Genomic DNA, 24,647 nt, shown 5'->3' on the forward strand with positions numbered 1-24,647 from the left:
GAGCGTGTCGGCCGCCGCCGTCGCGGGGATCGCGGCGGTGGCCGCCGTCGTCCTCCTCAAGGCGTCCGAGGACCGGTCGGTGCACCCGTTCCCCACCGTGGGCGTGCTCATGGCGGGCGGGGAGCACTGGTGCACCGCGAGCGTCGTCGACAGCCCCCGGGGCAACGTCGTCGCCACCGCCGCGCACTGCGTGGCCCCGGCGGGCGAGGACGGCAGCCCGGGCGAGGTCGCGCACGACGGTCTCGCCATCGGCGAGCTCGCCTTCGCCCCCGCCTTCTCCGGGGAGGGCGCGGGCACCCAGCCGCTCGGCGTGTGGAAGGTCCGCTCGATCCACGTGGACGAACGCTGGACGAAGTGGGGCGACGACACCGCCGACTTCGCCTTCCTCAGCGTCGAGCCGGACGAGGACGGACGCAGCCTCCAACAGCGCGTCGGCGCCGGCGAGGCCCCCCGACCCGACTGGACCTCCGGCTACGAGCGCGAGGTGACCGTGATCGGCTACCCGGAGTCCGAGCACAACCCGCAGAACAAGCCGGTCTCCTGCACCACCCGGACCCGCCACGACGACGAGGACCCCGACATGCTGTACATCAGCTGCTCGGGATTCTGGACGGGTACCAGCGGCAGCCCCTGGATCGCCGACCGCGGCGGCACGGGCAGCCCCGGCCGGCTGATCGGGGTGCTGAGCGGCGGCGACACCGACGTGGACTCCACCGCCGCGCTCTACGACGAGCGCGCCAAGGCCCTCTACGAGCGGGCGGCCGGCGGCTGACGCGCCCCCCTCCCGCTACTTCCCGCGCTCCGTGCTGACGATCACGCCGACCGCCGCCACCACGATCCCGCCGCCGAGCAGGATCGGCCAGGTCAGCGCCTCGTCGAGGATCAGCGCCCCCAGCGCCACGGCCACGACCGGGTTGACGTACGCGTACGTCGACACCAGCGACAGCGGCGCCGCCCGCAGCAGCCACGCGTACGCGGTGAAGCCGACCACCGACCCGATCAGCACCAGGTAGGCCAGGGCCACCCAGGACGCCGTGGAGAACGCGCCGAGGTCCAGGCCGCGTTGCTCGCCGCGCAGCAGGCCGACGACGATTGCGCCCGTCCCGCCCGCGAGCATCTGGTAGGCGCTGCCCGTGAACGGGTTGCCCGGCAGCGGCAACTTCGACGCCGAGAACGAGCCCAGCGACCACAGCACCGACGCGGCCACCACCAGCAGCACCCCCGACAGCCGGACCTCGCCGCTAAGCCCCGGACCGGTCAGCACCGCCAGCCCGGCGAGACCGACCAGCACCCCGAGCAGCGTCCGCACCGGCGGCCGGTCCCCGGTGCCCGCCCGCAGCACGACCACCCACATCGGCACGCTCGCCACCAGCAGCGCGGCCAGTCCGGACGGCACGTCCCGCTCGGCGAGCACCACCAGGCCGTTGCCGCCCAGGATCAGCAGCAGCCCGACCAGCACCGACGAACGCAGCTGCGCGCCCGTGGCCTTGAGCGCCGCCGGCCCGAACCGCCGGGCGACGATGCCGGCCAGCAGCAGGCCGGCGATGATGAAGCGGACGCCCGCGGAGAGGAACGGCGGCATCGTCTCGACGACGATCCGGATGCCGAGGTAGGTCGACCCCCAGACGACGTACACCAGGGCGAGGGCGGTCCAGACCGCGCCGGTGATCCTGCCGGTCGGGGGTGCGGCCGGGCCGCTCACGGTCGGGGCTGAGGTGCGCATGCCGGGATCCTAGGTTCGTCGGCCCGTCGGGGCTTCCGGGTATCTCAGCCCTTGAGCAGGCCGTTCAGCTCGCCGTAGGGGAGCGAGTCGGCGAGCGAGCCGTACGTGCCGCCGGCGAGCAGTTCCTCGGTCGCGCGACGGACCACGGCGTACGCGGCCTCCGCGACCCAGGACCCGAGGCTGACCCGGGCCACCCCGAGGGCGCCCAACGCGGCGACGGACGGCGCGGCCGGCCCGACGAGGACGTTGAGCGGGGCCCCGATGCCCTTGGCCAGCTCGGCGAGGGTGTCCGGGTCGACCACGCCGGGCACGAAGATCCCCGAGGCGCCGGCGTCGAGGTAGGCGGCGGCGCGGGCCAGGGTCTCGTCGAGCCGGGTCTCCGGTGCGCCGAGGCCGCGCAGGTAGGTGTCGACGCGGGCGTTGATGAAGAGCGGGACCCCGAAGGCCTCGGCGGCGGCGCGGGCCGCGGCCAGGCGCTCCGCGTGGTCGGCGGGAGCGCGGTCGCCGTCCTCGATGTTGACGCCGACGGCGCCGGCGGCCAGCACCCCGGTCACGGTCTCCCCGACCCCGGCGGGGTCGGCGCCGAAGCCGCCCTCGATGTCCGCGGTGACGGGTACGGAGACGGCGCCGGCGACGCGGGCGATCAGGTCGAGGGCCCGCTCGCGGGCCAGGGCGTCCCCGTCGGGCGACCCGAGGGACCAGGCCACGCCCGCGCTGGTGGTGGCGACGGCGCGGGACCCGGCGGCCTCGACGACGCGGGCACTGGCGACGTCCCAGGCGTTGGCGAGGGCGAGCGGGGCGGCGGGGGTGTGCAGCGCGGCGAAGGCGGCGGCGCGGGAGGCGAGGTCACGGGAGGCGGGGTCACGGGTGTCGGTCATGGACGCAGTCCACCAGAGCGGCCCCGCCCGGGCCGGCGAATTCCCGACACCGTGTCACCTCGCCGGGCCGCGCCGACCCGACGGCCGCGGGGTCGACTACGTCGCCAGGCCCGTCTTCGCCCCCGCGCCGCACAGCGGGATCACCGCGGTGCGGCCCCGGAGGGGGTCGTCGGGGGCCCCGGGGCGGACCGCCGCCCAGCAGGCCGCCGCCGTCGGCTCGACGAAGAGGCCGCGGCCGGCCAGGTCGCGCTGGGCCTCGCGCAGCCGGTCGTCCGGGACGGTCAGGAACGTGCCGCCGGACTTCCGTACGGCCGCCAGGATCTGCCGGGCCCGCGGCGGCGCCGGAATGGCGATCCCCTCGGCCAGGGTCGGCAGTTGGGGCACCGGATCGGCGTCCTCCGCCCCCGCGGCGAACGCCGTGGCCAGCGGGGCGACCGCCGTCGCCTGCACCGCCATAAGGGCGGGGGGCCGCACCCCGCGCCGGGCCAGCTCCTCCACCGCCAGCGCGGCGCCGAGCAGCAGGGTGCCGTTGCCGACCGGGACGACCAGGACCTCGGGCAGCCGGCCCGCCATGGCCTCCCAGATCTCGTACACGTACGTCTTCGTGCCCTGGAGGAAGTAGGGGTTGAAGACGTGGCTCGCGTAGAAGACCCCGGGGGCGTCCGCGGCGGCCCGGGCGGCCAGTGCGGTGGCCTCGCGGCCGCCCGGCACGATCCGTACGGTCGCGCCGTGGGCCCGCATCTGCTCGGTCTTCTTCTGCGAGGTGCCCTCGGGCACGAAAACTTCACAACTGAGGCCGGCCCGCGCGCAGTAGGCCGCGACGGAGGTGCCGGCGTTGCCGCTGCTGTCCGCGACGACCCGCTCGGGCGCCAGCCGGCGGGCCAGTTCCGCGAGCATCACGGCGCCGCGGTCCTTGAAGGACAGGGTCGGCATCAGGAAGTCGAGTTTGGCGTGAACGCGTTCCGCCAGCGGCACCAGCGGGGTGTGCCCCTCGGACAGGGATACCGAGAACGCCCCCGGCAGCGGCAGCGCGGCCGCGAAACGCCACAGGGAATGCGGGCCGGCGGCCGGCTCCAGGGCGATGGCCGGATCCGGTGCGAAGTCGAGGTCCCACGGGCCACCGCAGACCGGGCAGCACCACGGGGCGGTCCGCACGTCCGCGCGGGTGCCGTCCTCGGGGCAGAGATAACCAGGGAGTGCGTGCGTCATGTGCGGAACGCCTTTGCTCAATCATGGCCGTTGTATGGCACGGATGTTACGCGTCCGTTGTCCTCTTGTGGGATGGCGCACAGGTGGGTCAACCTTTCGGAAGCGACGGCCTGTTGGGCGCTGTTCATTGTCATGGACATGCCTTTCAGGGTCTTCGTGCGCCGTCGCACACCCCCCGCAGCGCACCACCTATGAGGAGGACCCCTCACATGTCCGTGATGCGTCACACCCGCCGGAAGATCGCCGGCATCAGCGCGACCGCCGTCGTGGCCCTCGCTCTCGGCGCGGCCGCCGCCCTCCCCGCCTCGGCGGCCGACCGCGGCGCACTGGGCGTCATCGAGAACGCAGGTGTCGAGGGAGCGATCTCCGGCAGCTACATCGTGACCCTGAACGACTCCGCCGCCCGCTCCACCGCCGAGAGCGGCAAGGTCGTCGCCAAGCGGTACGGCGCGAAGATCGACCGGACCTACAGCGCCGCCCTCAACGGCTACTCCGTCGAGGTCTCCGAGGCGCAGGCCAGAAAGCTCGCCGCCGACCCCGCCGTGAAGTCGGTCGTGCAGAACCGCCTCTTCACCGTCGACGCCACCCAGCCCAACCCGCCGTCCTGGGGTCTGGACCGCATCGACCAGCGAGCGCTCCCGCTGGACAACAGCTACACCTACCCGGACAAGGCCGGCGAGGGCGTCACCGCCTACATCATCGACACCGGCGTCCGGATCACCCACCAGGACTTCGGCGGGCGCGCCTCCTACGGCTACGACGCGATCGACAACGACAACACCGCCCAGGACGGCCACGGCCACGGCACCCACGTGGCGGGCACCGTCGGCGGCACGGCGCACGGCGTGGCCAAGAAGGCCAAGATCGTCGGGGTCCGCGTGCTCAACAACCAGGGCTCGGGCACCACGGCCCAGGTCGTCGCGGGCATCGACTGGGTGACGCGCAACGCCGTCAAGCCGGCCGTCGCCAACATGTCGCTCGGCGGCGGCGCGGACTCCGCGCTCGACACGGCCGTACGCAACTCCATAGCCGCCGGCATCACGTACGCGGTCGCGGCCGGCAACGAGTCGACGGACGCGAGCACCAAGTCCCCGGCGCGCGTCGGCGAGGCCATCACCGTCGGTTCCACCACCAACACCGACGCCAAGTCCAGCTTCTCCAACTACGGCAGCATCCTGGACATCTTCGCGCCGGGCTCCAACATCACCTCGACGTGGGGCACCGGGGACACCGCGACGAACACCATCTCGGGCACGTCCATGGCCTCCCCGCACGTCGCGGGCGCTGCGGCGATCCACCTTTCGCAAAACCCGGCCAGTACCCCGGCTCAGGTCTCCGCGGGCCTGGTCGCCGCGGCCACCCCGAACGTGGTCACCGGTCCCGGCGCCGGCTCCCCGAACCGGCTGCTGAACGTCGGCGCGGGGACCACCCCGCCCGGCCCGGGCACCCGCTTCGAGAACCTCAACGACTACGCGATCAACGACAACGCCACCGTCGAGTCGCCGATCACCGTCAGCGGGATCTCCGGCAACGCCCCGGCCACGCTGAGCGTGCCGGTCGACATCAAGCACACCTACGTCGGTGACCTGAAGGTCGACCTGGTCGCCCCCGACGGGTCCGTCTACAACCTGCGCAACCGCACCGGCGGCAGCGCGGACAACATCATCCAGACCTTCACCGTGAACGCCTCCTCCGAGGTCGCCAACGGGGTCTGGAAGCTGCGGGTCGCCGACCTGGCGGGCGCCGACGTCGGCAAGATCGACTCGTGGGCGCTGCAGTTCTGATGACCTCCCGGGCGACCGGGTGGCAAGGGGCGCGATAACAGGCTGGATCGCGCGATGAACGCGGGGGCGACCGGATGACCGGTCGCCCCCGCTGCGTACTATTTCGCGCATTCGTTCGCGCCCCCCCGTGATGGAGCCCCTCACCCTGTGAGCACCCCGCCCCCGCCGCAGGCCCCCGGTCCCGGCCACCACTGGCCTCCGCCGCCCCCGCAGCCGGCGTGGGGGCCGCCGGCCCACGCGTACCCGCCGGCGCTCAACGGGTTCGCCCTCGCCTCCCTGCTGGTCGGGCTGCTGTGCTTCCCGCCGCTCGGGATCGTGTTCGGGGTCGTGGCGCTGGTGCAGATCGCGCGCAAGGGGGAGCGGGGTCGGACGTTGGCCGTCGTGGGCCTGGTCCTCTCGCTGGTGATGACCGTCGTCGCGGCGGTGGGCGTCGACGCCTACGGGAGGGCCTTCCTCGACCGGATGGGCCCGTCACCCGCGTACGAGCGGGCCGAGGGCGAGCCGGCCGTCCTGGAGGAGCTGCGGGCGGGCGAGTGCTTCAACGTCCCCGGCGGCGACCTCCTCGACGAGGACCCGCTCGCCCACCGCATCGGCTGCGGGCAGGTGCACGACGCCGAGGTGACCTCCACGACCCTGCTCGACATCGCCTCCTTCCCGGGTACGCAGCAGCTCCAGCAGACGGTCACGGACCTGTGCTGGAAGGCGCAGGACGCGTACGCCATGGACACCTGGGCCCTGCCCGGCTACGCGGAGATGTTCTACTTCGCGCCCACGCGCGAGTCCTGGCGGGAGGGCGACCGGCGCCTGATCTGCGTGATCGGCACCTCGGGGGAGGAGCACCGGGGCAGCCTGCGCCGGGACGAGGGGATGCTGACGCCGGAGCAGGTGACCCTGCTGCGTTCGCTGAACACGGCGGACCAGGCGCTGGGGCGCGGTCCCGACGCGGAGGTCGCCGACGCGCTGCCGCGGTACCGGACGTGGGCGCGGGAGGTCGAGGAGGCGCTGGGCGCGGAGGTCCGGATGCTCCAGGACGTGACGCGGCGGCCGGGGACGGGTCCGGCGGCAGCCGCGCAGCTGGGGGAGATCGAGGCGGCGCGCCGGGCGTGGCAGAAGGCGTCGGGTGCGTCGCGCCCGGCCGATTTCCAGGCCGCGTGGGACCAGGCGCTGGCGGCGGTCTCCGTCGACACGGAGCGGGCGTTGCGCGGCGCCTACGGGTTGTCGACCGAGGTTCCGGAGTGGCTTGAGGACCACCCGGGTGACGCGGGCGAGGATGCGGGGGGCGCGCCCTCCGCGGAGTCGGTCTGAGGGTGCGGGCGCCGGGGCGGGCGGGGTCCTTCGCGGGGTCGGTACGCGCAACGGCGGTCGGATCGGTCCGGGGCCTCGTGGGTAACGGGTGGTCACGGGTTTGGGTGACCTGGCTTCATCACTTCGGGTGAAACTCTGGCCCGTGCTTGCGCAGTACAACCGTCGGTTGCCAGGGTGTAGCTGTCTGTCAACCTGATGGGAGTGGCCAGTGACTTTCGGTGAGCAGCCGGCCTATCTTCGCGTCGCCGGTGATCTGCGACGGAAGATCGTCGATGGGTCCCTGCCCCCGCACGCCCGGCTCCCTTCACAGGCCCGGATCCGCGAGGAGTACGGGGTCTCCGACACCGTCGCCCTGGAGGCGCGCAAGGTCCTCATGGCCGAGGGGCTGGTCGAGGGCCGCTCGGGCTCCGGCACCTACGTCCGCGAGCAACCCGTACCGCGCCGGGTCGCGCGTTCCGGCTACCGCACGGGCGGGACGTCGACGCCGTTCCGGCAGGAGCAGGCGGAGACGGGCGCGCGCGGCACGTGGGAGTCGAACAGCGAGCAGGCGCAGGCGCCGGCCGAGATCGCGGAGCGGCTCGGCATCGAACCGGGCGACCGGGTCATGCGCACGCGGTACGTGTTCCGCGACGCGGGGGAGGCGATGATGCTCTCCACCTCCTGGGAGCCGCTCGCCGTGACCGGCCGCACCCCGGTGATGCTGCCGGAGGAGGGACCGTTGGGCGGCTCCGGCGTGGTCGACCGGATGGCCGCGATCGACGTGGTCGTCGACAACGTGGTCGAGGAGGTCGGCGCGAGACCCGGTCTGGCGGAGGAGATCATGTCGCTCGGCGGGGTACCGGGCCACGTGGTCCTCGTCGTCAGCCGTACGTACTTCGCGTCCGGGCGGGCGGTGGAAACGGCCGACGTCGTCGTCCCGGCGGACCGCTACCGCCTCGCGTACCACCTACCGGTGAGGTAGCCGCACGACAACCGACCCCGCGCGAACGCCGCCCCCGACCCCGGCGGGGCGCGCGGTGGCGTGCGCCGGGTGGGGGTGCCGACCCTGGCGGTCGGCGTGATCGGCGTTTCCTGGGCGCCGTCCACCCGGTGGGTTTCGGCGCGATGGTGATCGGCTTCGCGGTGTCGAGCCATGCCCCCGGCGGGCTCGGCGGTAGCGGTGCCGGGGCCCTCCTCCGCCAGGGTCGCCGCCGGACCGGCGCTCGCGTCGTGTCCGTTGACCGCGCGGGCGACCGGGGGAAGCAACGGTCCGGCCGGGCCGAACGTCGTGAACCGCTCCGGCGCGGAGGTCGCGGACGGCGCCGCCCGCGCATCCGCTCCGCCTCGGGGACGGCGTACGAGCCCCCGGGCACCGCGGACCGCCCGGCCCGGCCCGGGCCGACCCGTTCGCCGGGCCGCCACCTCCACGCACCTGCGAGGACGCTCCGGCGCGCATGTCATTCGTACGCCTGGCCGGATGCGTACGCCCCCGAGGTACCTCTTCGTGAAAAACCGTATCCGCACAGTAAAGGTCGGGCGTAAGCTCGGGCATATGCGCAATGCGGTTTCCTGGGCAGGTACATCGGCGGAGGGTGAAGCGCGATGAACGACAGCGGTGCCCTGCTCCAGTGGCTGGTCATACGTCAGGACGACAACGGCAACCGCTACCGGGTGGGTCGGTACCCCACCCGGGTCGAGGCCCAGAAGGTGGTCGACAGCCTCGACGACCGGGGACACAAGCAGCTCTACTGGGTCGAGCGGATCGGACAGGGCAGCCAGACCGCCACCACGAACTGAGGCCGCCGGAACCCCGACGGCACTGACATAGGCTCCGTCCATGACTGAACGCGTGGTCGTGGGCGGAGCCCTTTGTCATGACGGGCGCCTGCTGGCCGCCCGGCGCAGCGCCCCGCCCGAGCTGGCCGGACGGTGGGAGCTGCCCGGGGGCAAGGCCGAGCCCGGCGAATCCGTATCCGAGGCGCTGGTGCGCGAACTGCGCGAGGAGCTCGGCGTCGAGACCGAGGCGCTGGAGCGGATTCCGGGGGAGTGGCCGCTCAAGCCGGGTCTCGTGCTGCACGTGTGGACGGCCCGGCTGGTGTCCGGGGAGCCCGCCCCGCTGGAGGACCACGACGAGCTGCGCTGGCTGGGGCCCGCGGAACTGGACTCCGTCGACTGGCTGGACCAGGACCGGCCCGCGGTCGCCGAGGCCGGGCGCCGGCTGCGCGCCGCCGCGCTCCCGCAGCCGCACGACGGGGCGCACCGGGGCGCGTGAAGCTCACGCGGTAGGCCGTCTGCGCCACCGTGCGCCGGTGCGTGGGGGATCGAGTGGTACGACGCCCCGAATATCGGGTATGTCGCTATTAATCCCTATCTCGTCCCCCTTTCGTCCCCGACGAACCGGACTGGGGTCACCGCTGGCCCGGGAAGTGATCGGCGTGATCGACGCAGACGGTGAACGTGCCGAATGGGCCTTCCCCGCCGAACCCGGTGCCGTCCGCACCGCTCGCCACGCCGTCCGCGGCACCCTGCGCTCCTGGGGCCTGGACTCCGTCGGCGATGTGACCGTCCTGCTGGTCAGTGAGCTGGTGACGAACTCCCTGCGCTACGCCTCCGGCCCCATCGGGGTCCGTCTGGTACGGCGCAAACCGGCCGCCGGGGATCTCGCGGGCGGCGACGCGCTGCTCGTGGAAGTTTCCGATCCGCTTCCGGATCCGCCCCGCGCGAAGGTCGCCCAGCCGGACGACGAAGGGGGCCGGGGACTCCACCTCGTGGCCGTCTCGGCGCAGCGCTGGGGAACCCGTCACGGGAAATCGGGCAAGACTGTGTGGTTCGAGTTGGCTCTTCCTGGTGAGTAACAAGGTGAAGGGTGGCCAACGATCACCGGACATGGCTCGAAAACAACGGGACCTTTTTGTGATCGTGAACGCCGTGCCGTCCGGGGCCGTGGTGCTGAATACTTCGGTCATGGCCGGTCCGGTTGCGGTGAGCTGGAGGGGACGGTCGCGTGAGCGAGATACCTGCGCAGGCACATCAGGGCCGAGTGCCCAGGGAGACGTGGCACGACTCCTTGTGGCACAGCAGTCCGCCTGGCTCGATATATGACTACATAAAGGTCGCTTCTTTCTCGATCGGTCCGGACGGGCTCGTCGACCAATGGAGCCTGCGCGCCGAGGAGCTGTTCGGGCTCACCGCCGCCCAGGCGGTCGGGCGCGATCCGGTCGAGGCCTTCATGCCCCCGGAGCTGCGGGCCGGCGGGCACCGCAAGGTCGCGGAGATCCTCGACGGCAAGGAGTGGACCGGTCTGGTCCCCTTCCGGCTGCCCGAGGGCGACGGGGCGCACGGGGTGGCCGAGATCTATGTGATGCCGACGCTGACCGAGGCCGCCGAGCGGGCGGCGCTGTGCGTCGTGGTCGACGTGCGCGCGCTGCGGCGGATCGAATCCGATCTCGCGGCTTCGCAGGCGATATTCGGCCAATCTCCTTTCGGGTTCCTGCTCTTCGGTACGGACCTCACGGTGCAGCGCGCCAACCGCCGCTTCGCGACGGTGTTCGGGGGAGCCGTGGAGGAACACCGCGGCCGGACCGTGCACGACTACCTGCCCGCCCACGAGGCCGACCGGATGGCCGACGCCCTGCGCCGGGTCCTGGAGACCGGTCAGTCCGTCACCGACCTGAGGATCACCGGCGCGGCGCCGGGCAGCCGCGAGAAGCGCCACTGGTCCATCAACCTCTACCGGGTCCACGGCGGCACCGGCCTGCCCATCGGCATCGCCGGCCTCGGCACCGACGTCACCCGCCGGCACCTCGCCGCCCGGGAGGCCGCCGGGGTGCGCCGCAACCTCGCGCTCCTCAACGAGGCCGGGCACCGGATCGGGAACTCCCTCGACCTGGAGACCACCGCCCGGGAACTGCTCGACGTCACCGTCCCCGGCTTCTGCGACCTGGCCGCCGTCGACCTGTACCAGGGGCTGCTGCTCGGCGACGACGACCGCCCCGCCCGCCCGCAGGGGCCCGGAGTGCCCTCGCTGCCCGGCCAGGGGGCCGGCCGCGCCCCGTCCGCGCCGCTGCGGCGGGTCGCGTTCGCCTCCGCCGTGTCGGACGCCCCGCTGTCGGGGCCCGGCGCGCTGGTCTCCGTAGGGGAGATCCACCGCTATCCGGCCGCCTCGCCCGGGGCGCTCGCCCTGCGCACGGCGCGGCCCCGGCTCACCCCCGCCGGGGGATCGGACGACCTCGTGCAGTCCACGCTGCTCGTGCCGATGGTGGCCCACGACACGGTGGTCGGCCTCGCCCAGTTCTCCCGTACGAAGGGCAGCGAGCCCTTCGGCGAGCGGGACCGGGCCGTCGCCGTCGAACTGGCCGCGCGGGCGGCCGTCTGCATCGACAACGCCCGCCTCTACCGGCGGGAACACGAAAGGGCCCTGATACTGCAACGCAGCCTGCTGCCCCCCGGCGACCCGGAGGCCGCCGGCCTCGACATCGCCTGCCGGTACCTGCCGGGGAACGCGGCGACCGAGGTCGGCGGGGACTGGTTCGACGTCATCGAGCTGCCCGGACACCGCACGGCGCTCGTCGTCGGCGACGTGATGGGGCGCGGCCTGCGGGCCGCCGTCGCCATGGGCGAGCTGCGGACCGCCGTCCGCACCCTGGCCCTGCTGGACCTCGAACCGGCGGAGGTCCTCACCGCCCTCGACGAGGTCGCGCGCGGTCTCGGCGCCCCCGGCGGCTCCCAGCAGGCGTCCCGCGCCGCCCTGCACTCGCGGGACGCCGACCGCTCCGAGGTGTACCTCGCCACCTGCGTGTACGCCGTCTACGACCCGGTCACCCGGCGCTGCACCATCGCCAACGCGGGCCACATGCCGCCCGTGCTGGTCGAACCGGCCGAGGAGGGCGGCGCCCCCCGCCCCGGGCTGCTCCTGGAGATCCCCACCGGGATGCCGCTCGGCGTGGGCGGCGAGCCCTTCGAGGAGGTCGAGGTGGAACTGCCCGAGGGCGCCCTGCTCGCGCTCTACACCGACGGATTGGTCGAATCCCGCGACCACCCGCTGGAGGAGGGGTTGCGCGGACTGCGCGAAGCCCTCGCGGACCCGGTGCGCCCGCTGGAGGACGTCTGCGACCACGTACTGAACACCCTCGACACCCGGCACGGGGAGGACGACATCGCCCTGCTCATGGCCCGCGTCCAGGGACTGCCCCTGGACGCGGTCGGCGACTGGCAACTGCCCCGCGAGGCCCGTTCGGTCGGTCGCGCCCGCGAACTGGCCCGGGGCAAACTGCCCGCCTGGGGGCTCGAAGGCCTGCTCGACACCACGGAACTGCTGGTCAGTGAGCTGGTGACGAACGCGCTGCGGTACGGCGAGGGCGAGATCCGGCTCCGACTGCTGCTGGACCGGACCCTGGTGTGCGAGGTGTGGGACGCGAACCTGGCCCAACCCCGCCGCCGCCGGGCCCGGGACACCGACGAGGGCGGCCGCGGCCTGCAACTCGTCGGCCTGCTCTCCGCGGGCTGGGGCACCCGCCGCACCCACCGGGGAAAGACCGTCTGGTTCGAACTCCCGCTGCCCATGCCGGGCGGCCCGGGCGAGTCCGTCACCGAACTGACGGCGGAACAGCTCCTCGGCCTGTACGGATAGCCGGGCGCGGGGGCGCGGGGGGGCGCGGGGGCGCGCCACCGCGCACCCCCGTCGCACCCCCCGCCGCCCGGGCCGGGGGTCGGTTCGGATCCGGGTCAGGCCGCCCGGCCCGGCCGGCCCGCCTTGAGGGCGGCGAGGCGGTCCTCGATCTCCGCGCTCCTGCCGAGGTCCTCCAGGGACTCGAACTGCGCGTCCAGGGAGGACGCCGCCAGCTCCTGCTTGCCCATCGCCATGGCCTCCTCCCGGCGGACCTTCTCCTCGAACCGGTTCAGGTCGCTGGTCGGGTCCATGACGTCGATGTTCTTCACCGCGTCCATCATCGTGTTCTGCGCCTGCGCGGTCCTGGCCCGGGCCACCAGCTCGTCCCGCTTCGCCTGGAGCTCCGTCAGCTTGTCCTTCATCGACGCCAGGCCCGACTTCAGCTTGTCGACGACCTCGCTCTGGGCGGCGATCGTCGGCTCCGCCGTCTTCGCCTCCCGCTCCGACTGCATCTGCCGGCCGAGGGCCACCTTCGCGAGGTTGTCGAACCTGTCGGCGTCCGTGACGCTCCCCGCCGCCCGCAGCTCGTCCGCCTTCCGGCTGGCCGCCAGCGCCTTGTCGCCCCACTCGGCCGCCGCGTCCCGGTCCTCCTTGTGGTCCGCCTCCAGCATCCGCAGGTTGCCGATGGTGGTGGCCACCGCCTGCTCGGCCTCCGAGATGTTGTTCGTGTAGTCGCGGATCAGCTGGTCCAGCATCTTCTGCGGATCCTCCGCCTGGTCCAGCAGCGCGTTGATGTTGGCCTTCGCGAGCTGGGTGACGCGGCCGAGGATGGTCTGCTTGCTCATGGGTCTCTCCTGGTGAGGGAACGTCAACATCCGGTGGCCGGGTCGCCATGGCCACGGTCGCGCCGGTCGGTCAGAAGCGGCCGCCACCGCCCATCCGGCCGCGCGTCCCGCCGCCGCCGAAGGAGCCCGGACCGCGGCTCCCGCCGCCGCCCCCGCCGAAACCGCCCCGGCCGCCGTACCCGCCCCCGCCGAAGCCCCCGCCGCCGCGCAGGATCTCGCCGAGGATGATGCCGCCGAGCACGGCGCCGCCCCGTCCGCCGCCGGCGCGGGAACCGGCGTACGGGTTCTGGTACGCCCGTACGTCCTGCTCCGCCAGTTGCTGCGCCTGCCGGGCCATCGAATCCGCCTGCTGCGCCTCCGTCAGCGCGCCCGCCGGGTCCGTCGCGGCCAGCGACACCGAACGCTCCAGGTGCCGCTGCGCCTCCGCGAGCCGGGTCCGGGCCTGGCTGGCGACCGCGCCCCGGCTGGTGGTGATGTAGTCCGTCGCCGCGCCGATCGCGCTGCGGGCCGACAGCAGGGCCTGGTCCAGCAGGCCCGCCGCGCGGCGCCGGCCCGTCTCCTGCTCCCGCGCCCCGGCCAACGCCCCGTCGAGGGCCGCGTCGGCCTCCTCCACGCGCCGCAGCGCGTCGATCGGGTCGTACCGTCCGGCCTCCTGCTCCCGGCGCACGTCCGCCAGTACGGCCTGCGCCCGGCCGATCCGGCCGCGCAGGTCCGCCGTCGAGACGCCCTCCGCGGTGCCGGTCAGCAGCCCGGCGGCGTCGGCGAGGTCGGACTCCGTCTCGGTCAGCGCGCCCGGCAGTTTTCCGGCCGCCTCCGCCAGCTCCTGGGCCCGCCGCTCCACCGCGTCCACCAGGGTCGCCGCCTGGTCCACCGCGCCCTCGGCCGCCCGTACGTGCACGGCCGCCCGGCCGTTCTGCTCCTCGTGGAGCGCGGCCCGGGCCTCCCCGAGATGGGTCGTCGCGAACAGCAGCCGGTCCTTGGCCTGTTCCGGGTTGGAGGCCACCGGGGCCGACGCGGAGTCCGCGTACCGTCCGGCCAACGCCGTCAGCGTGGCCACCGCCGTCGTCGTCCGGCCGGTCAGCTCCCGCAAGTGCGCCTCGACGGTCTCCACCACCCCCGGGGCGTTCTTCTCCAGGTCCCGGAGCCGGTCGAAGGCCTCCGACTCCGCGTCGAGCCGACGGTTGGCCTCCGTGCAGCGGGCCACGATCTCGTCCAGCATCCGGCGGCGGGTCGCGTCGTCCTCCGGGTAGGCGTCGTCGAGCTGTTGGCGCAGCCGGAAGGCGTGCGTCAGCTCGTCCTTCGCGTGGGCCACGGCCTCCGTGAAGGTGCCGACGGCCTCGTCGCCGAACTGTGCTGCGGCGAAGCCGAGTTCCTCCGTGCTGGTGCGGACCGCGTCGTCCGTCCCGACCAGCAGCGCCTTGGCCCGGGCGTCCAGCTCCGGCAGCGGCATCTCCGCGCGCTGCCCGTCCCAGCCCGCGTGCGAGGTCGCCGCACCGCGGCCGCCGCCGGCCCTGCCGCGCTTGCGGCGGCTGTACGCGTACGCGCCGAGCGCGCCGGCCGCGCCGACCGCGACGACCGGCAGGACGAAGTCGCCCGCGCCGCTCCCGCCGCCCGCGCCGCCCCCCGGATCGGCCGCGCCGGGGGTGATGGCCGGGACCGGCACCGGCAGTCCGCCGAGCACCGCGCCGTAACCGTTCGCCGCGCCGATCGCGGCGCCCGCCCAGTCGTTCTCCCGCAGGGCGGGCTCGACGGCGGTCCGGGCGACGTCCGCCAGCTGCCGCTCCGTGAAACCGGACTCGGTATCGGCCGAATAGGCGTACTGCCGGTCCCCGGTCGCCACCGCGAGCAGCACGTCGTTCTGCCCCAGCCCGTTCTTCTGCGCCGTGGCGTCCGCCCAGCTCTGCGCGGAGCGCCCGGAGAAGTCGTTGACGTAGGTGACGAAGAGTTGGATCCGACGGTCGGCGTACAACTGGTCGAGCGCCGCCGTCACCGCCGGCAGCCGGTCGCCCAGCGCCCCGACGCGGTCGGTGACCTGCCCCTGCCGCGACAGGGTGACGGGATCCTCGGCGCGGGCCGCGGGCGCCCCGACCACCCCCCACCCGCCGAACGCCAGCAGCGCGGCGGCCAGGGCCGATCCGGTGCGCAGGGATATCCGGGCGGCGGAGCGCCTCTTCGTCCAGGGGGGCCGAGTCACATTTCGGAGATTATGGTCGGTTCGCCCCGCCCGCACCCGGAGTGGACCGCCTGCCGTGCTCCCGGCGGCGACCCGGTCCCGACGGGCCGGCCGCGACCGGCCGGCTCCGGCTACGGGACCGCGATGGTCGTCAGCTCCGGCAGGGCGAGCGCGACGCCGGCGCCGGTCCGTACCGCGCTGCCGATGCCGGCGTGCTCCCACCGCCAGTGGAGTTCCCCCGTCAGCAGGTCCAGAGCGGCCAGGAACGGGGCCCGGGGGGTGCGCCCGAGCAGCCCGCCGCGGCCGCCGTCCGCGGCCTTCACGTACAGCAGGTCCCGCGCGCCGGGCGCGCCGGGCGCGTCCCGCACGCCGCGCGGATCCGGGCCGGCGCCCAGCAGCTCGACCGCGCAGTCCGGGCCCTGACGGCGGACCAGCGGCCGCCGCCAGCGCACCGCGCCGCTCTCCGCGTCCAGCGCGCACACCGTGTCCCAGCCCTCCTGCGCCCGGTGCGCGGCCACGTGGACGGTGTCGTCGAGGGACAGCAGCCCGGTCGGAGCCGGAGTGCCGGCGTCGAAGTGCCAGACGACGTGCCCCTCGCGCCGGTGCAGTGCCCGTACGGTCTTCCCGTCCGTCACGTGCACCGGGCCGCCGGGCAGTCTCGGTCCGCCGCGGTGGGTGTTGCGCGGCCAGTGCCACAGCGGCTTCCCCGTGGGCAGGTGCAGGGCGGTGAGCAGCAGGCCGTCCGCCAGGACCAGGCAGTTCCCGGAGACGGTCGGCCGGCGGGAGACGGTGCCCTGGACCCCGTACCGCCACACGGTCTCCCCGCTCGCCGCGTCCAGGGCGGTGAGCCCGCCGCCCGCCCCGTACAGGACCAGCCCGCCGGGCGCGGTCAGCACCGGGGTCCTGGCCGGCGGTTCCGGCAGGTCGCGCCACCAGCGGACCCGGCCGTCGCCGGCCTCCCGGGCCAGTACCCGCACGCCCTCGCCGTCCCGGCCCGACACGGCCACGTACACCGCCCCGGGGTCCGCCGCCGAGGACACGGCCGAGACCGCGGGCAGCTCCGACGCGGGCACGCCCTCGTCGGCGTGGGCCGTCCACAGCGCGGCCCCGGTGGCGGCCCACACCGAGCCCACCTCCGGCCCGGTACGCCACACCACGCTGTCCCCGGCCGCGTGCAGGGCCTGCGGCCGGACGCGGGAGCGCCACAGCACCTCCCCGGGCGGGGCCGCGTCCCGCGTCCGGGCCGGCCCGCCGGCGGCCGGACCCCCGCCGGCGGCCCGGCCCGTCCCGGGCCCGGGGCCCCGGGCCGGGGAGCCGGGTGACGGGTCACGGCCGGCGCCGGGGTCCGCGCGCCCCGCCCGTCCCGTCCCGGGCCCGCCCCCCGGCTCGGCGCTCACGGCCCCCGCCCCCGCCGCCCGGCCCGCCGCGGTCGCCCCGGCGCCGGTCGCCCCGGCCGCCGCCGCGGTTTCCGCCGCCGACGCCCGCTCCAGCGCGCGCAGCGCCGTCGCGGTCCGCGCCGCCGACGCGGGGCGGTCGTCCGGGGCCTTCTCCAACAGCGTCGCCAGCAGCGCAGCCAGGTCCGGCGCCACCGGCAGCGCCGCCGGGACCTCCTCGACGTGGCGCAGCATGAGCGCGTACGGGCTCCCGGCGGAGCCGAACGGCGGCTCCCCGCTCAGCAGGGCGTACAGCACGCACCCCAGCGCGTACAGGTCGCACCGGGCGTCGACCCGCTCGCCCCGCCACTGCTCGGGCGCCATGTACGCGGGGGTGCCGAACATCCGGCCCGTGACCGTCCAGCCCGGCGTCGCGTCCGAGGAGTGGGCGATGCCGAAGTCGCAGATCTTGAGTCGGCCGCCGGGCAGCAGGAACAGGTTCCCGGGCTTGAGGTCCCGGTGCACCACGGCCTGCGCGTGCGCCGCGGACAGGGCCTCGGCCGTCTGCGCGGCCAGGTCGAGGGCCGTCGCCACCGGTAGCCCGCCCCGTGAGCGGGCCAGGACCGCCGCCAGGTCCTCGCCGGACAGCAGCTCCATGACGAGGAACAGCCGGCCGTCCTGCCGGCCCACGTCGTGCACCACGGTGATCCCGGGGTGCTGGAGCCGCGCCCCGATCGTCGCCTCGCGCCGGAACCGCGCGACCGGCTCGTCGCCGCTGGCGGCCTCCAGCAGCACCTTCACCGCGACCGACCGGTCCAGGTTCAGGTCGTGCCCGCGCCACACCTCGCCCATCCCGCCCCGACCGAGCCGCTCGTCCAGCCGGTACCGGCCCGCCAGTTCATCCCCCACCCGCACCGCGCATGCCCCCTGACTCCACGTCAATGACGTTTCCCCAGGGGGCATTGTGTACCGCGAAGTGAACGGCAGGGGGTCGGGTCGATGGGGGGGCACGGCGTTCCTACGGGGCGCCGCGCCTGCGGATCCGGCTCCCCAGCCACACCAGCGGGTCGTACTTGCGGTCCACGGCCCGCTCCTTCAGCGGGATCAGGGCGTTGTCGGTGATCCGGATGCCCTCGGGGCAGACCTCCGTACAGCACTTGGTGATGTTGCACAGCCCCAGCCCGTGCTCCTCCTGGGCCGCGCGCCCGCGGTCCAGTCCGGCCTCGGCCGCCGCGTCCAGCGGGTGCATGTCGAGCTCGGCGACCCGCATCAGGAAGCGCGGACCGGCGAAGGCGCCCTTGTTCTCCTCGTGGTCGCGGACCACGTGACAGGTGTCCTGGCACAGGAAGCACTCGATGCACTTGCGGAACTCCTGCGAGCGTTCCACGTCCACCTGGTCCATCCGGTACGCGCCCGCCGGCACCCCCTCCGGCGGGACGAACGCGGGCACCTCCCGCGCCTTCGCGTAGTTGAAGGACACGTCCGTGACCAGGTCCCGGACCACGGGGAACGCCCGCAGCGGGGTGATCGTGACGGTCTCCTCCCGGTCGAAGACGGACATCCGCGTCATGCACAGCAGCCGCGGTCGCCCGTTGACCTCGGCGCTGCACGAACCGCACTTGCCCGCCTTGCAGTTCCAGCGCACCGCCAGGTCCGGGGTCTGCGTCGCCTGGAGCCGGTGCACGATGTCGAGCACCACCTCGCCGTCGTGCACCTCGACGGTGAAGTCCCGCAGTTCGCCGCCCTCGGCGTCGCCGCGCCAGACCCGGAAGGCGGCATCGTAGGTGGTCATCCGTAGAGCTCCTCTTCGGCGAGGTACTTGACCAGCTCGTCCTTCTCGAACAGCGCGAGCAGGTCGGGGCGGATGGGTTCGGTCCGGGTCCGCACGAGCGCGATCCGGTCGGCCGCCGGGTCGGCCGGGTCCGGCCCGGGCTCCGCCGGGACGCACAGCAGGTTCACCGCACGCCAGTCCCGCTCCATCGTCGGGCGGTCCTCGCGGGTGTGGCCGCCCCGGCTCTCGGTGCGCTCCAGCGCCGCCCGGGCCACGCACTCGCTGACCAGCAGCATGTTGCGCAGGTCCAGCGCCAGGTGCCAGCCCGGGTTGAACTGCCGGTGCCCCTCGACCCCGGCCCGGGCGGCCCGTACGCGCAGCCCCGCGAGCTTCTCCAGCGCCTCGGCCATCTCCGCCTCCCGGCGGATGATGCCGACCAGGTCGTTCATGGTCGTCTGGAGCTCCTGGTGGAGCGTGTACGGGTTCTCCGCGCCCTCGGCGGCGTGGAAGGGGGCCAGGGCCTCCTCCGCCGCCGCGTCGACCTGTCCCGGGGAGACGGCCGGCCGGGCGGGCCCGGCCGCCGCGGCGTGCTCCGCCGCGTGCAGGCCGGCCCGGCGGCCGAACACCAGCAGGTCGGAGAGGGAGTTGCCGCCGAGCCGGTTCGAGCCGTGCATGCCGCCGGCGACCTCACCGGCGGCGAACAGCCCGGGCACCCCCACCGTCGCCGCGGTGTCGGAGTCGACCGCGATCCCGCCCATCACGTAGTGGCAGGTCGGGCCGACCTCCATCGCCTCGGCGGTGATGTCCACGTCCGCCAGCTCCTTGAACTGGTGGTACATCGAGGGCAGCCGCCGCCGGATCCGCTCGGCCGGCATCCGGGTCGACACGTCGAGGAACACCCCGCCGTGCGGGGAACCGCGGCCCGCCTTGACCTCGGAGTTGATCGCCCGGGCCACCTCGTCGCGGGGGAGCAGTTCGGGCGGACGCCGGTTGTGGTCCGGGTCCTCGTACCAGCGGTCGCCCTCCTCCTCCGACTCGGCGTACTTCTCCTTGAAGACGTCCGGGACGTAGTCGAACATGAACCGCTCGCCCTCGCTGTTGCGCAGCACCCCGCCGTCGCCGCGCACCGATTCGGTGACGAGGATGCCCTTGACCGAGGGCGGCCAGACCATGCCGGTCGGATGGAACTGCACGAACTCCATGTTCAGCAGGGGCGCTCCGGCGAGCAGCGCGAGCGCGTGCCCGTCGCCGGTGTACTCCCAGGAGTTGGAGGTGGTCTTGAAGGACTTGCCGATCCCGCCCGTGGCCAGCACCACCGCCGGCGCCTCCAGGACGAAGAAGCGGCCCGACTCGCGCTCGTAGCAGAACGCCCCCGAGACGGCGTCGCCGTCCTTCAGGATCCGGGTCACCGTGCACTCCTGGAAGACCTTGAGCCGGGCCTCGTGGTCCCCGTGCTCCTTGAAGTCCTCCTGCTGGAGGGCGACGATCTTCTGCTGGAGGGTGCGGATCAACTCCAGGCCGGTGCGGTCGCCGACGTGCGCGAGGCGCGGGTACTCGTGGCCGCCGAAGTTGCGCTGGGAGATCCTCCCGTCGGGCGTGCGGTCGAACAGCGCCCCCCAGGTCTCCAGTTCCCAGACCCGGTCCGGGGCCTCCTTGGCGTGCAGCTCGGCCATCCGCCACTGGTTGAGGAACTTCCCGCCGCGCATGGTGTCGCGGAAGTGGACCTGCCAGTTGTCGCCCCCGTTGACGTTTCCCATGGAGGCGGCGATGCCGCCCTCGGCCATCACCGTGTGGGCCTTGCCGAAGAGGGACTTGCAGATCACGGCCGTCCGCGCGCCCCGCTCCCGGGCCTCGATGGCGGCCCGCAGTCCGGCGCCGCCGGCGCCGACCACGACCACGTCCCACTGCTGCCGGTCGACTTGCGCCATGTCAGAAGATCCTCGGGTCGTCGAAGGTGCCGGTGGCCAGCAGGTACACGTAGAGGTCGCACAGGGCGACGCTGATCAGCGAGGCCCACGCCAACTGCATGTGGCGGGCGTTGAGCCGGCTGACCCGGCCCCACAGCCGGTAGCGCACCGGGTGCTTCGAGAAGTGCTTCAGGCGGCCGCCCATGATGTGCCGACAGGAGTGGCAGGACAGGGTGTACGCCCAGATCAGCACGGTGTTGGCCAGGAAGATCAAGGTGCCCAGGCCCGCGTGGCCCCAGTCGTAGTGCGCGTCGCGGAAGGTCAGCACGGTGTCGTAGGTCAGGATCCCGGCGACCGGGACCGCCGCGTAGAAGAAGTAGCGGTGCGCGTTCTGCAGGATCAGCGGGAAGCGCGTCTCACCCGTGTACGAGGCGTGCGGCTCGGCGACCGCGCAGGCGGGCGGCGACGCCCAGAAGCCCCGGTAATAGGCCTTGCGGTAGTAGTAGCAGGTCAACCGGAAGCCGAGCGGGAAGATCAGGATCAGCAGCGCGGGGGACAGGCCCCACCAGCTGCCGAACAGGTCCAGGTTGGGGCCGCCGCGCATCCGTTCGCAGTTCTCCGCCAGGCAGGGGGAGTAGAACGGGGAGACGTACGGGGCCGCGTAGTAGTGGGCGCCGGCGAACGCCCGCCAGGTCGAGTACGCGATGAAGGCGAGCAGCCCGGCCGCGGTGCCGGCGGGCGAGAGCCACCACCGGTCGGTGCGCAGGTGTCGGGCCGCGATGGCGGCCCGGGAGGGCCCGTGGACGCCGCCGGGCCGCTGCTGGGATGGTTCCGTGCCTGTGGCCAAGGAGAACTCCGGGTGGAGTGTCGGGGGTGGCCCAGGAGACCCGGCGCCGCGGGCGCCGGGCCAGATGGGATGGGTGCGGACGGTCCGACGGCGCCTCAGGGGGCGCGGCGGTCGCGGGCTCCGAGGCCCTCGTCGTCGGAGTCCGTCCAGAGCGAGCTGTCGTACGGCGTGTCCGGGACGGTGATCATCGGGGCCTGACCGGGCGGCTGCGGTGCGTCGCCCGACGCCTGCCGGGCAACGTCGCGCTCCAGCCGCTCCACCGAGCGGACCAGCTCGTCCAGGTTGCGTCGTACGGCGGTCAGATCGTCTTGCAGGGACATGACGTGCCCTCACTTCCGCGGGTGCGGTGACCGTGCTCATGGGCGCCTGCGAGTGTCGCCCCTGCCGTCCCCGGTTGTGAAGACGCGTGCGGCGATTGCGGGCGCGCAGGCCGAAACGCGCGCCCCTCCCGCCCCGTCCCGTCCCTCGATCGGCGCAGCGACGGCCCCGTTCGCGAGCCGGATTGGTCCGCCCGGGTGGGGTTCGCGGCGTGGCGCGGTCCGGCTCCGGGGCGCCCGGGGGGCTGTCTATTTCAGTGGGTTTCAACACCAGTGTGATCAGCTCCATATACCGCCGAACGTGATCTTGACCCCCCTCTCGCGTCCCATCACGCCCCGCTCCGGAGGTACCACCCATGTCCCAGCGAACGCGCAGGTCCTTGGCGCTCCTGACCTCGGGAGTCCTCGCACTGCCGCTCCTCGCGGGCTGCGGCGCGGGCGACGAGGAAGGTGGACGGGCCGCAGCGGGTCCGGACATCGCGACGACGGCCCGCGACCGGGTCACCGACGGCGGCGTCCTGCGCTGGGCGGTGGACAGCGTGCCGAATACGCTGAACACGTTCCAGGCCGACGCGGACGCCACCACCTCCCGCATCGCCGGCGCCGTCCTGCCGCACCTGTTCGTCCTGGACGGCAAGGGGCGGCCCGTGGCCAATCCCGACTACCTGGAGAAGGCCGAGGTCGTCGACCGCGAGCCCAAGCAGGTCGTCCTCTACAAGCTGCACCAGCAGGCCGTCTGGAGCGACGGCCGCGAGATCGGGGCCGCCGACTTCGTCGCCCAGTGGCGGGCCCTGAACGGCAAGGACTCGGCGTACTGGACGGCGCGCAACGCGGGCTACGACCGGATCGAGAAGATCGAGAAGGGCAAGACCGACCTGGAGGTCAAGGTCACCTTCTCCAAGCCCTACGCGGACTGGCGCTCGCTGTTCAGCCCGCTGTACCCCAAGCAGGTCACCGGCACCCCGGACGCCTTCAACGAGGGCGCCCGCGGCACCCTCAAGGTCACCGCCGGACCCTTCTCCCTCGGGGCCGTCGACAAGCAGACCGGCACCGCGGCGCTGACCCGCAACCCGCGCTGGTGGGGCCACCCCGCGAAGCTCGACACCCTGGTCCTGACGGCGGTGCCGCGCGCGCAGCGGCCCGCCGCGCTGGCCGCCGGGAAGATCGACCTCGGCGAGCTCGACCGGGCGGGCGCCGACCGGATCGCCCTCGCCCACCGCGACGCCGGGCGCGACCGGGGCGCCAACGGGGCGCACGGCCCCGCCGCCGCCCTGACGCCCGCGCAGGCCACCCTGTCCTGGGCACTGGCCCACGGCGCGGACGAGGGCAAGGCCCGGGAGGAGCAGGAGCTGCGGCAGAAGAACGCCGACGCCGTCAAGAAGTACGCCGACGAGCAGGCGGCCCTGCGCACCTTCGCCGTCCGCAAGTCGCTGGAGCCCGCCTACACCCAGCTCGCCATGAACGGCGCCTCCGGCCCGCTGGCCGACGAACGGGTCCGGCGCGCCGTCGCCCGGGCCCTGGACCGCAAGGCACTGGCCGAGATCGTGCTCAAGCCGCTCGGCCTGCCCGCCGAGCCCGTCGGCAGCCACCTGGCGCTGGCCGGGCAGCAGGCGTACGCCGACAACAGCGACGCCCTCGGCGGCCAGGACCCCAAGGCCTCCCAGGCGCTCCTCGCCGACGCGGGCTGGCGCCGGGGCGGCCGGCTGACCGACCCCGCCGGCACCAAGGCGGGCCCGGAGGGCGCCGCGACGGACGACTCGAAGACCCCCTCGGCCGCCGCGGGCCCGGGCACCGGCAACGACGGCCTGTACATCGTGGGCGAGGACGACGGCCGCAACGGCGACCTGCGCTCGGCCACCGCCCAGCTGACCGCCCGCACCCGAGCCCTCCCCGGCCGCCCCGCCGCGGCTCCGGGCGACCACGACGGGGCGCCGGGGCACGACGCCCTGCCGCCGCTCCCGGACGGGTCCGCGTACGGCCTCGACGGGGAGATCGTCGACGCCGACGCCTTCCTGCCGGGCGGACCCGGCGCCCGGCAGGACCGGCCCGCCGCGCTGGCCCCCGCCTCCCTCGCCGCCCAGCAGGAGGACGTCCTGCTGGCGCAGGCCGAGGCCGTGGACGACGGCAAGCGCGCCGAGGGCGCGGCGGACGCCGAGGGCAAGGCGCCGGCGGACGAGGACGACGCCAAGGAGCCCGCGGAGGCCAGCCCCGCCCCCGCCCCCGCCAAGCAGACGACCCGCACCTCCGGCACCATGCTCGCCAAGGACGGCAAGCAGCTCACCCTGCGCTTCGTGCTCCCCGCCGGCCCGGGCTCGGAGGCCCTGCGCTCGGTCGGCGACCGGATCGCCGTGATGCTCCGCGAGATCGGCATCGGCACCGAGATCACCAAGGTCGCGGACGAGAGCTTCTTCAAGGACCACATCGCCTCGGGCCAGTACGACCTGGCCCTCTACTCCTGGCCCGCGACGGCCTACCCGGCCACCGACGCCCGGCCGATCTTCGCCAAGCCGGAGCCGGCCGCCGACGGCTCGCTGCTCGTCGAACAGAACTACACCCGCGTCGGCACCGACCACATCGACCAGCTCTTCGACGAGGCCCTCGGTGAACTCGACGAGAAGCAGGCCCGCGAACTGATGCGCAAGGCGGACGCCCGGATCTGGGCCGCCGCCGGATCCGTCCCGCTCTACCAGCGCCCCGAGCTGGTGGCGGCCAAGCCCGGGCTGGTGAACGCCGGCGCCTTCGGCCTCGGAGCGCCCCGCTTCCAGGACATCGGGTGGAAGAAGGCCGTCCAGGCGAAGGACAAGAAGAAGTAGGGGCGGCCGGCGGGCGTACCGCCGGAGGAGAAGTGGTGACAAACGGGTGTGCCGGCGGGTGACCCGCGGGTCACAAGCTCAGAAGTGACTCAAGTCCCTTGCCCGCCGGACACCC

At 74.1% G+C, this 24,647-nt stretch carries 19 protein-coding genes; 9 read left to right on the forward strand and 10 right to left on the reverse strand.

Annotation, left to right across the window (positions count from 1 at the left end; genetic code table 11):
• Window positions 1-4: 4 nt before the first annotated feature.
• Window positions 5-772, forward strand: coding sequence for a trypsin-like peptidase domain-containing protein (locus AB0D46_RS13195; RefSeq protein ID WP_362877414.1), 768 nt, complete (start codon window positions 5-7; stop codon window positions 770-772).
• Window positions 773-787: 15 nt separating this feature from the next.
• Here AB0D46_RS13195 and AB0D46_RS13200 read toward each other — a convergent pair whose 3' ends face one another.
• The 3 genes from AB0D46_RS13200 to AB0D46_RS13210 all read right to left on the reverse strand — a co-directional run bounded on the left by AB0D46_RS13200 (window position 788) and on the right by AB0D46_RS13210 (window position 3,810).
• Window positions 788-1,723, reverse strand: a complete 936-nt coding sequence (locus tag AB0D46_RS13200) for an EamA family transporter (RefSeq protein WP_362877415.1) — start codon at window positions 1,721-1,723, stop codon at window positions 788-790.
• A gap of 44 nt (window positions 1,724-1,767) precedes the next feature.
• On the reverse strand, window positions 1,768-2,601 hold the full coding sequence (locus tag AB0D46_RS13205) for an isocitrate lyase/phosphoenolpyruvate mutase family protein (RefSeq protein ID WP_362877416.1): 834 nt from the start codon (window positions 2,599-2,601) through the stop codon (window positions 1,768-1,770).
• Window positions 2,602-2,697: 96 nt separating this feature from the next.
• Entirely contained in the window at window positions 2,698-3,810 is a 1,113-nt protein-coding gene (locus tag AB0D46_RS13210; protein WP_362877417.1) for a pyridoxal-phosphate dependent enzyme, read from the reverse strand.
• A 209-nt stretch (window positions 3,811-4,019) separates the two neighbouring features.
• On the opposite strand from AB0D46_RS13210, the gene AB0D46_RS13215 reads away from it, so the two are divergent.
• The 7 genes from AB0D46_RS13215 to AB0D46_RS13245 all read left to right on the forward strand — a co-directional run bounded on the left by AB0D46_RS13215 (window position 4,020) and on the right by AB0D46_RS13245 (window position 12,507).
• On the forward strand, window positions 4,020-5,594 hold the full coding sequence (locus AB0D46_RS13215) for a S8 family serine peptidase (RefSeq protein WP_362877418.1): 1,575 nt from the start codon (window positions 4,020-4,022) through the stop codon (window positions 5,592-5,594).
• A 147-nt stretch (window positions 5,595-5,741) separates the two neighbouring features.
• Window positions 5,742-6,899 (forward strand): DUF4190 domain-containing protein, encoded by a 1,158-nt coding sequence (locus AB0D46_RS13220; protein WP_362877419.1) that lies wholly within the window; start codon window positions 5,742-5,744, stop codon window positions 6,897-6,899.
• A gap of 208 nt (window positions 6,900-7,107) precedes the next feature.
• Window positions 7,108-7,860 (forward strand): GntR family transcriptional regulator, encoded by a 753-nt coding sequence (locus tag AB0D46_RS13225; protein WP_362877420.1) that lies wholly within the window; start codon window positions 7,108-7,110, stop codon window positions 7,858-7,860.
• A 620-nt stretch (window positions 7,861-8,480) separates the two neighbouring features.
• Complete coding sequence (locus AB0D46_RS13230) at window positions 8,481-8,675, forward strand: SPOR domain-containing protein (RefSeq protein WP_362877421.1); 195 nt, start codon at window positions 8,481-8,483, stop codon at window positions 8,673-8,675.
• 40 nt (window positions 8,676-8,715) lie between these two features.
• Window positions 8,716-9,150 (forward strand): (deoxy)nucleoside triphosphate pyrophosphohydrolase, encoded by a 435-nt coding sequence (locus tag AB0D46_RS13235; protein WP_362877422.1) that lies wholly within the window; start codon window positions 8,716-8,718, stop codon window positions 9,148-9,150.
• 154 nt (window positions 9,151-9,304) lie between these two features.
• Entirely contained in the window at window positions 9,305-9,733 is a 429-nt protein-coding gene (locus tag AB0D46_RS13240) for an ATP-binding protein (protein WP_362877423.1), read from the forward strand.
• A gap of 185 nt (window positions 9,734-9,918) precedes the next feature.
• Complete coding sequence (locus AB0D46_RS13245; RefSeq protein ID WP_362877512.1) at window positions 9,919-12,507, forward strand: SpoIIE family protein phosphatase; 2,589 nt, start codon at window positions 9,919-9,921, stop codon at window positions 12,505-12,507.
• 95 nt (window positions 12,508-12,602) lie between these two features.
• Here the strand turns inward: AB0D46_RS13245 and AB0D46_RS13250 are convergent, their stop codons facing one another.
• The 7 genes from AB0D46_RS13250 to AB0D46_RS13280 all read right to left on the reverse strand — a co-directional run bounded on the left by AB0D46_RS13250 (window position 12,603) and on the right by AB0D46_RS13280 (window position 21,722).
• Complete coding sequence (locus AB0D46_RS13250; RefSeq protein ID WP_362877424.1) at window positions 12,603-13,331, reverse strand: PspA/IM30 family protein; 729 nt, start codon at window positions 13,329-13,331, stop codon at window positions 12,603-12,605.
• A 70-nt stretch (window positions 13,332-13,401) separates the two neighbouring features.
• Entirely contained in the window at window positions 13,402-15,459 is a 2,058-nt protein-coding gene (locus AB0D46_RS13255; protein WP_362877513.1) for a TPM domain-containing protein, read from the reverse strand.
• A gap of 176 nt (window positions 15,460-15,635) precedes the next feature.
• Window positions 15,636-17,792, reverse strand: coding sequence for a protein kinase (locus AB0D46_RS13260; protein WP_362877425.1), 2,157 nt, complete (start codon window positions 17,790-17,792; stop codon window positions 15,636-15,638).
• Between the two features lie 103 nt (window positions 17,793-17,895).
• The gene (locus tag AB0D46_RS13265) at window positions 17,896-18,669 is read right to left on the reverse strand and encodes a succinate dehydrogenase/fumarate reductase iron-sulfur subunit (protein WP_362877426.1); all 774 of its coding nucleotides are present in this window, start codon (window positions 18,667-18,669) and stop codon (window positions 17,896-17,898) included.
• Window positions 18,666-20,576 carry a fumarate reductase/succinate dehydrogenase flavoprotein subunit gene (locus tag AB0D46_RS13270; protein WP_362877427.1) on the reverse strand — a complete coding sequence of 637 codons (1,911 nt, stop codon included), beginning with the start codon at window positions 20,574-20,576 and terminating at the stop codon, window positions 18,666-18,668. Before AB0D46_RS13270 ends, AB0D46_RS13265 begins: the two co-directional genes overlap by 4 nt.
• Window position 20,577: 1 nt before the next feature.
• A complete protein-coding gene (locus tag AB0D46_RS13275) occupies window positions 20,578-21,402 on the reverse strand; it encodes a hypothetical protein (RefSeq protein ID WP_362877428.1) in 825 nt (274 codons plus the stop codon).
• A gap of 95 nt (window positions 21,403-21,497) precedes the next feature.
• The gene (locus AB0D46_RS13280; protein WP_362877429.1) at window positions 21,498-21,722 is read right to left on the reverse strand and encodes a hypothetical protein; all 225 of its coding nucleotides are present in this window, start codon (window positions 21,720-21,722) and stop codon (window positions 21,498-21,500) included.
• A 353-nt stretch (window positions 21,723-22,075) separates the two neighbouring features.
• On the opposite strand from AB0D46_RS13280, the gene AB0D46_RS13285 reads away from it, so the two are divergent.
• The gene (locus AB0D46_RS13285; RefSeq protein WP_362877430.1) at window positions 22,076-24,532 is read left to right on the forward strand and encodes an ABC transporter family substrate-binding protein; all 2,457 of its coding nucleotides are present in this window, start codon (window positions 22,076-22,078) and stop codon (window positions 24,530-24,532) included.
• Window positions 24,533-24,647 lie beyond the last annotated feature (115 nt).

The sequence above is a fragment of the Streptomyces sp. NPDC048383 genome, assembly GCF_040651775.1.
Taxonomy (GTDB): domain Bacteria; phylum Actinomycetota; class Actinomycetes; order Streptomycetales; family Streptomycetaceae; genus Streptomyces.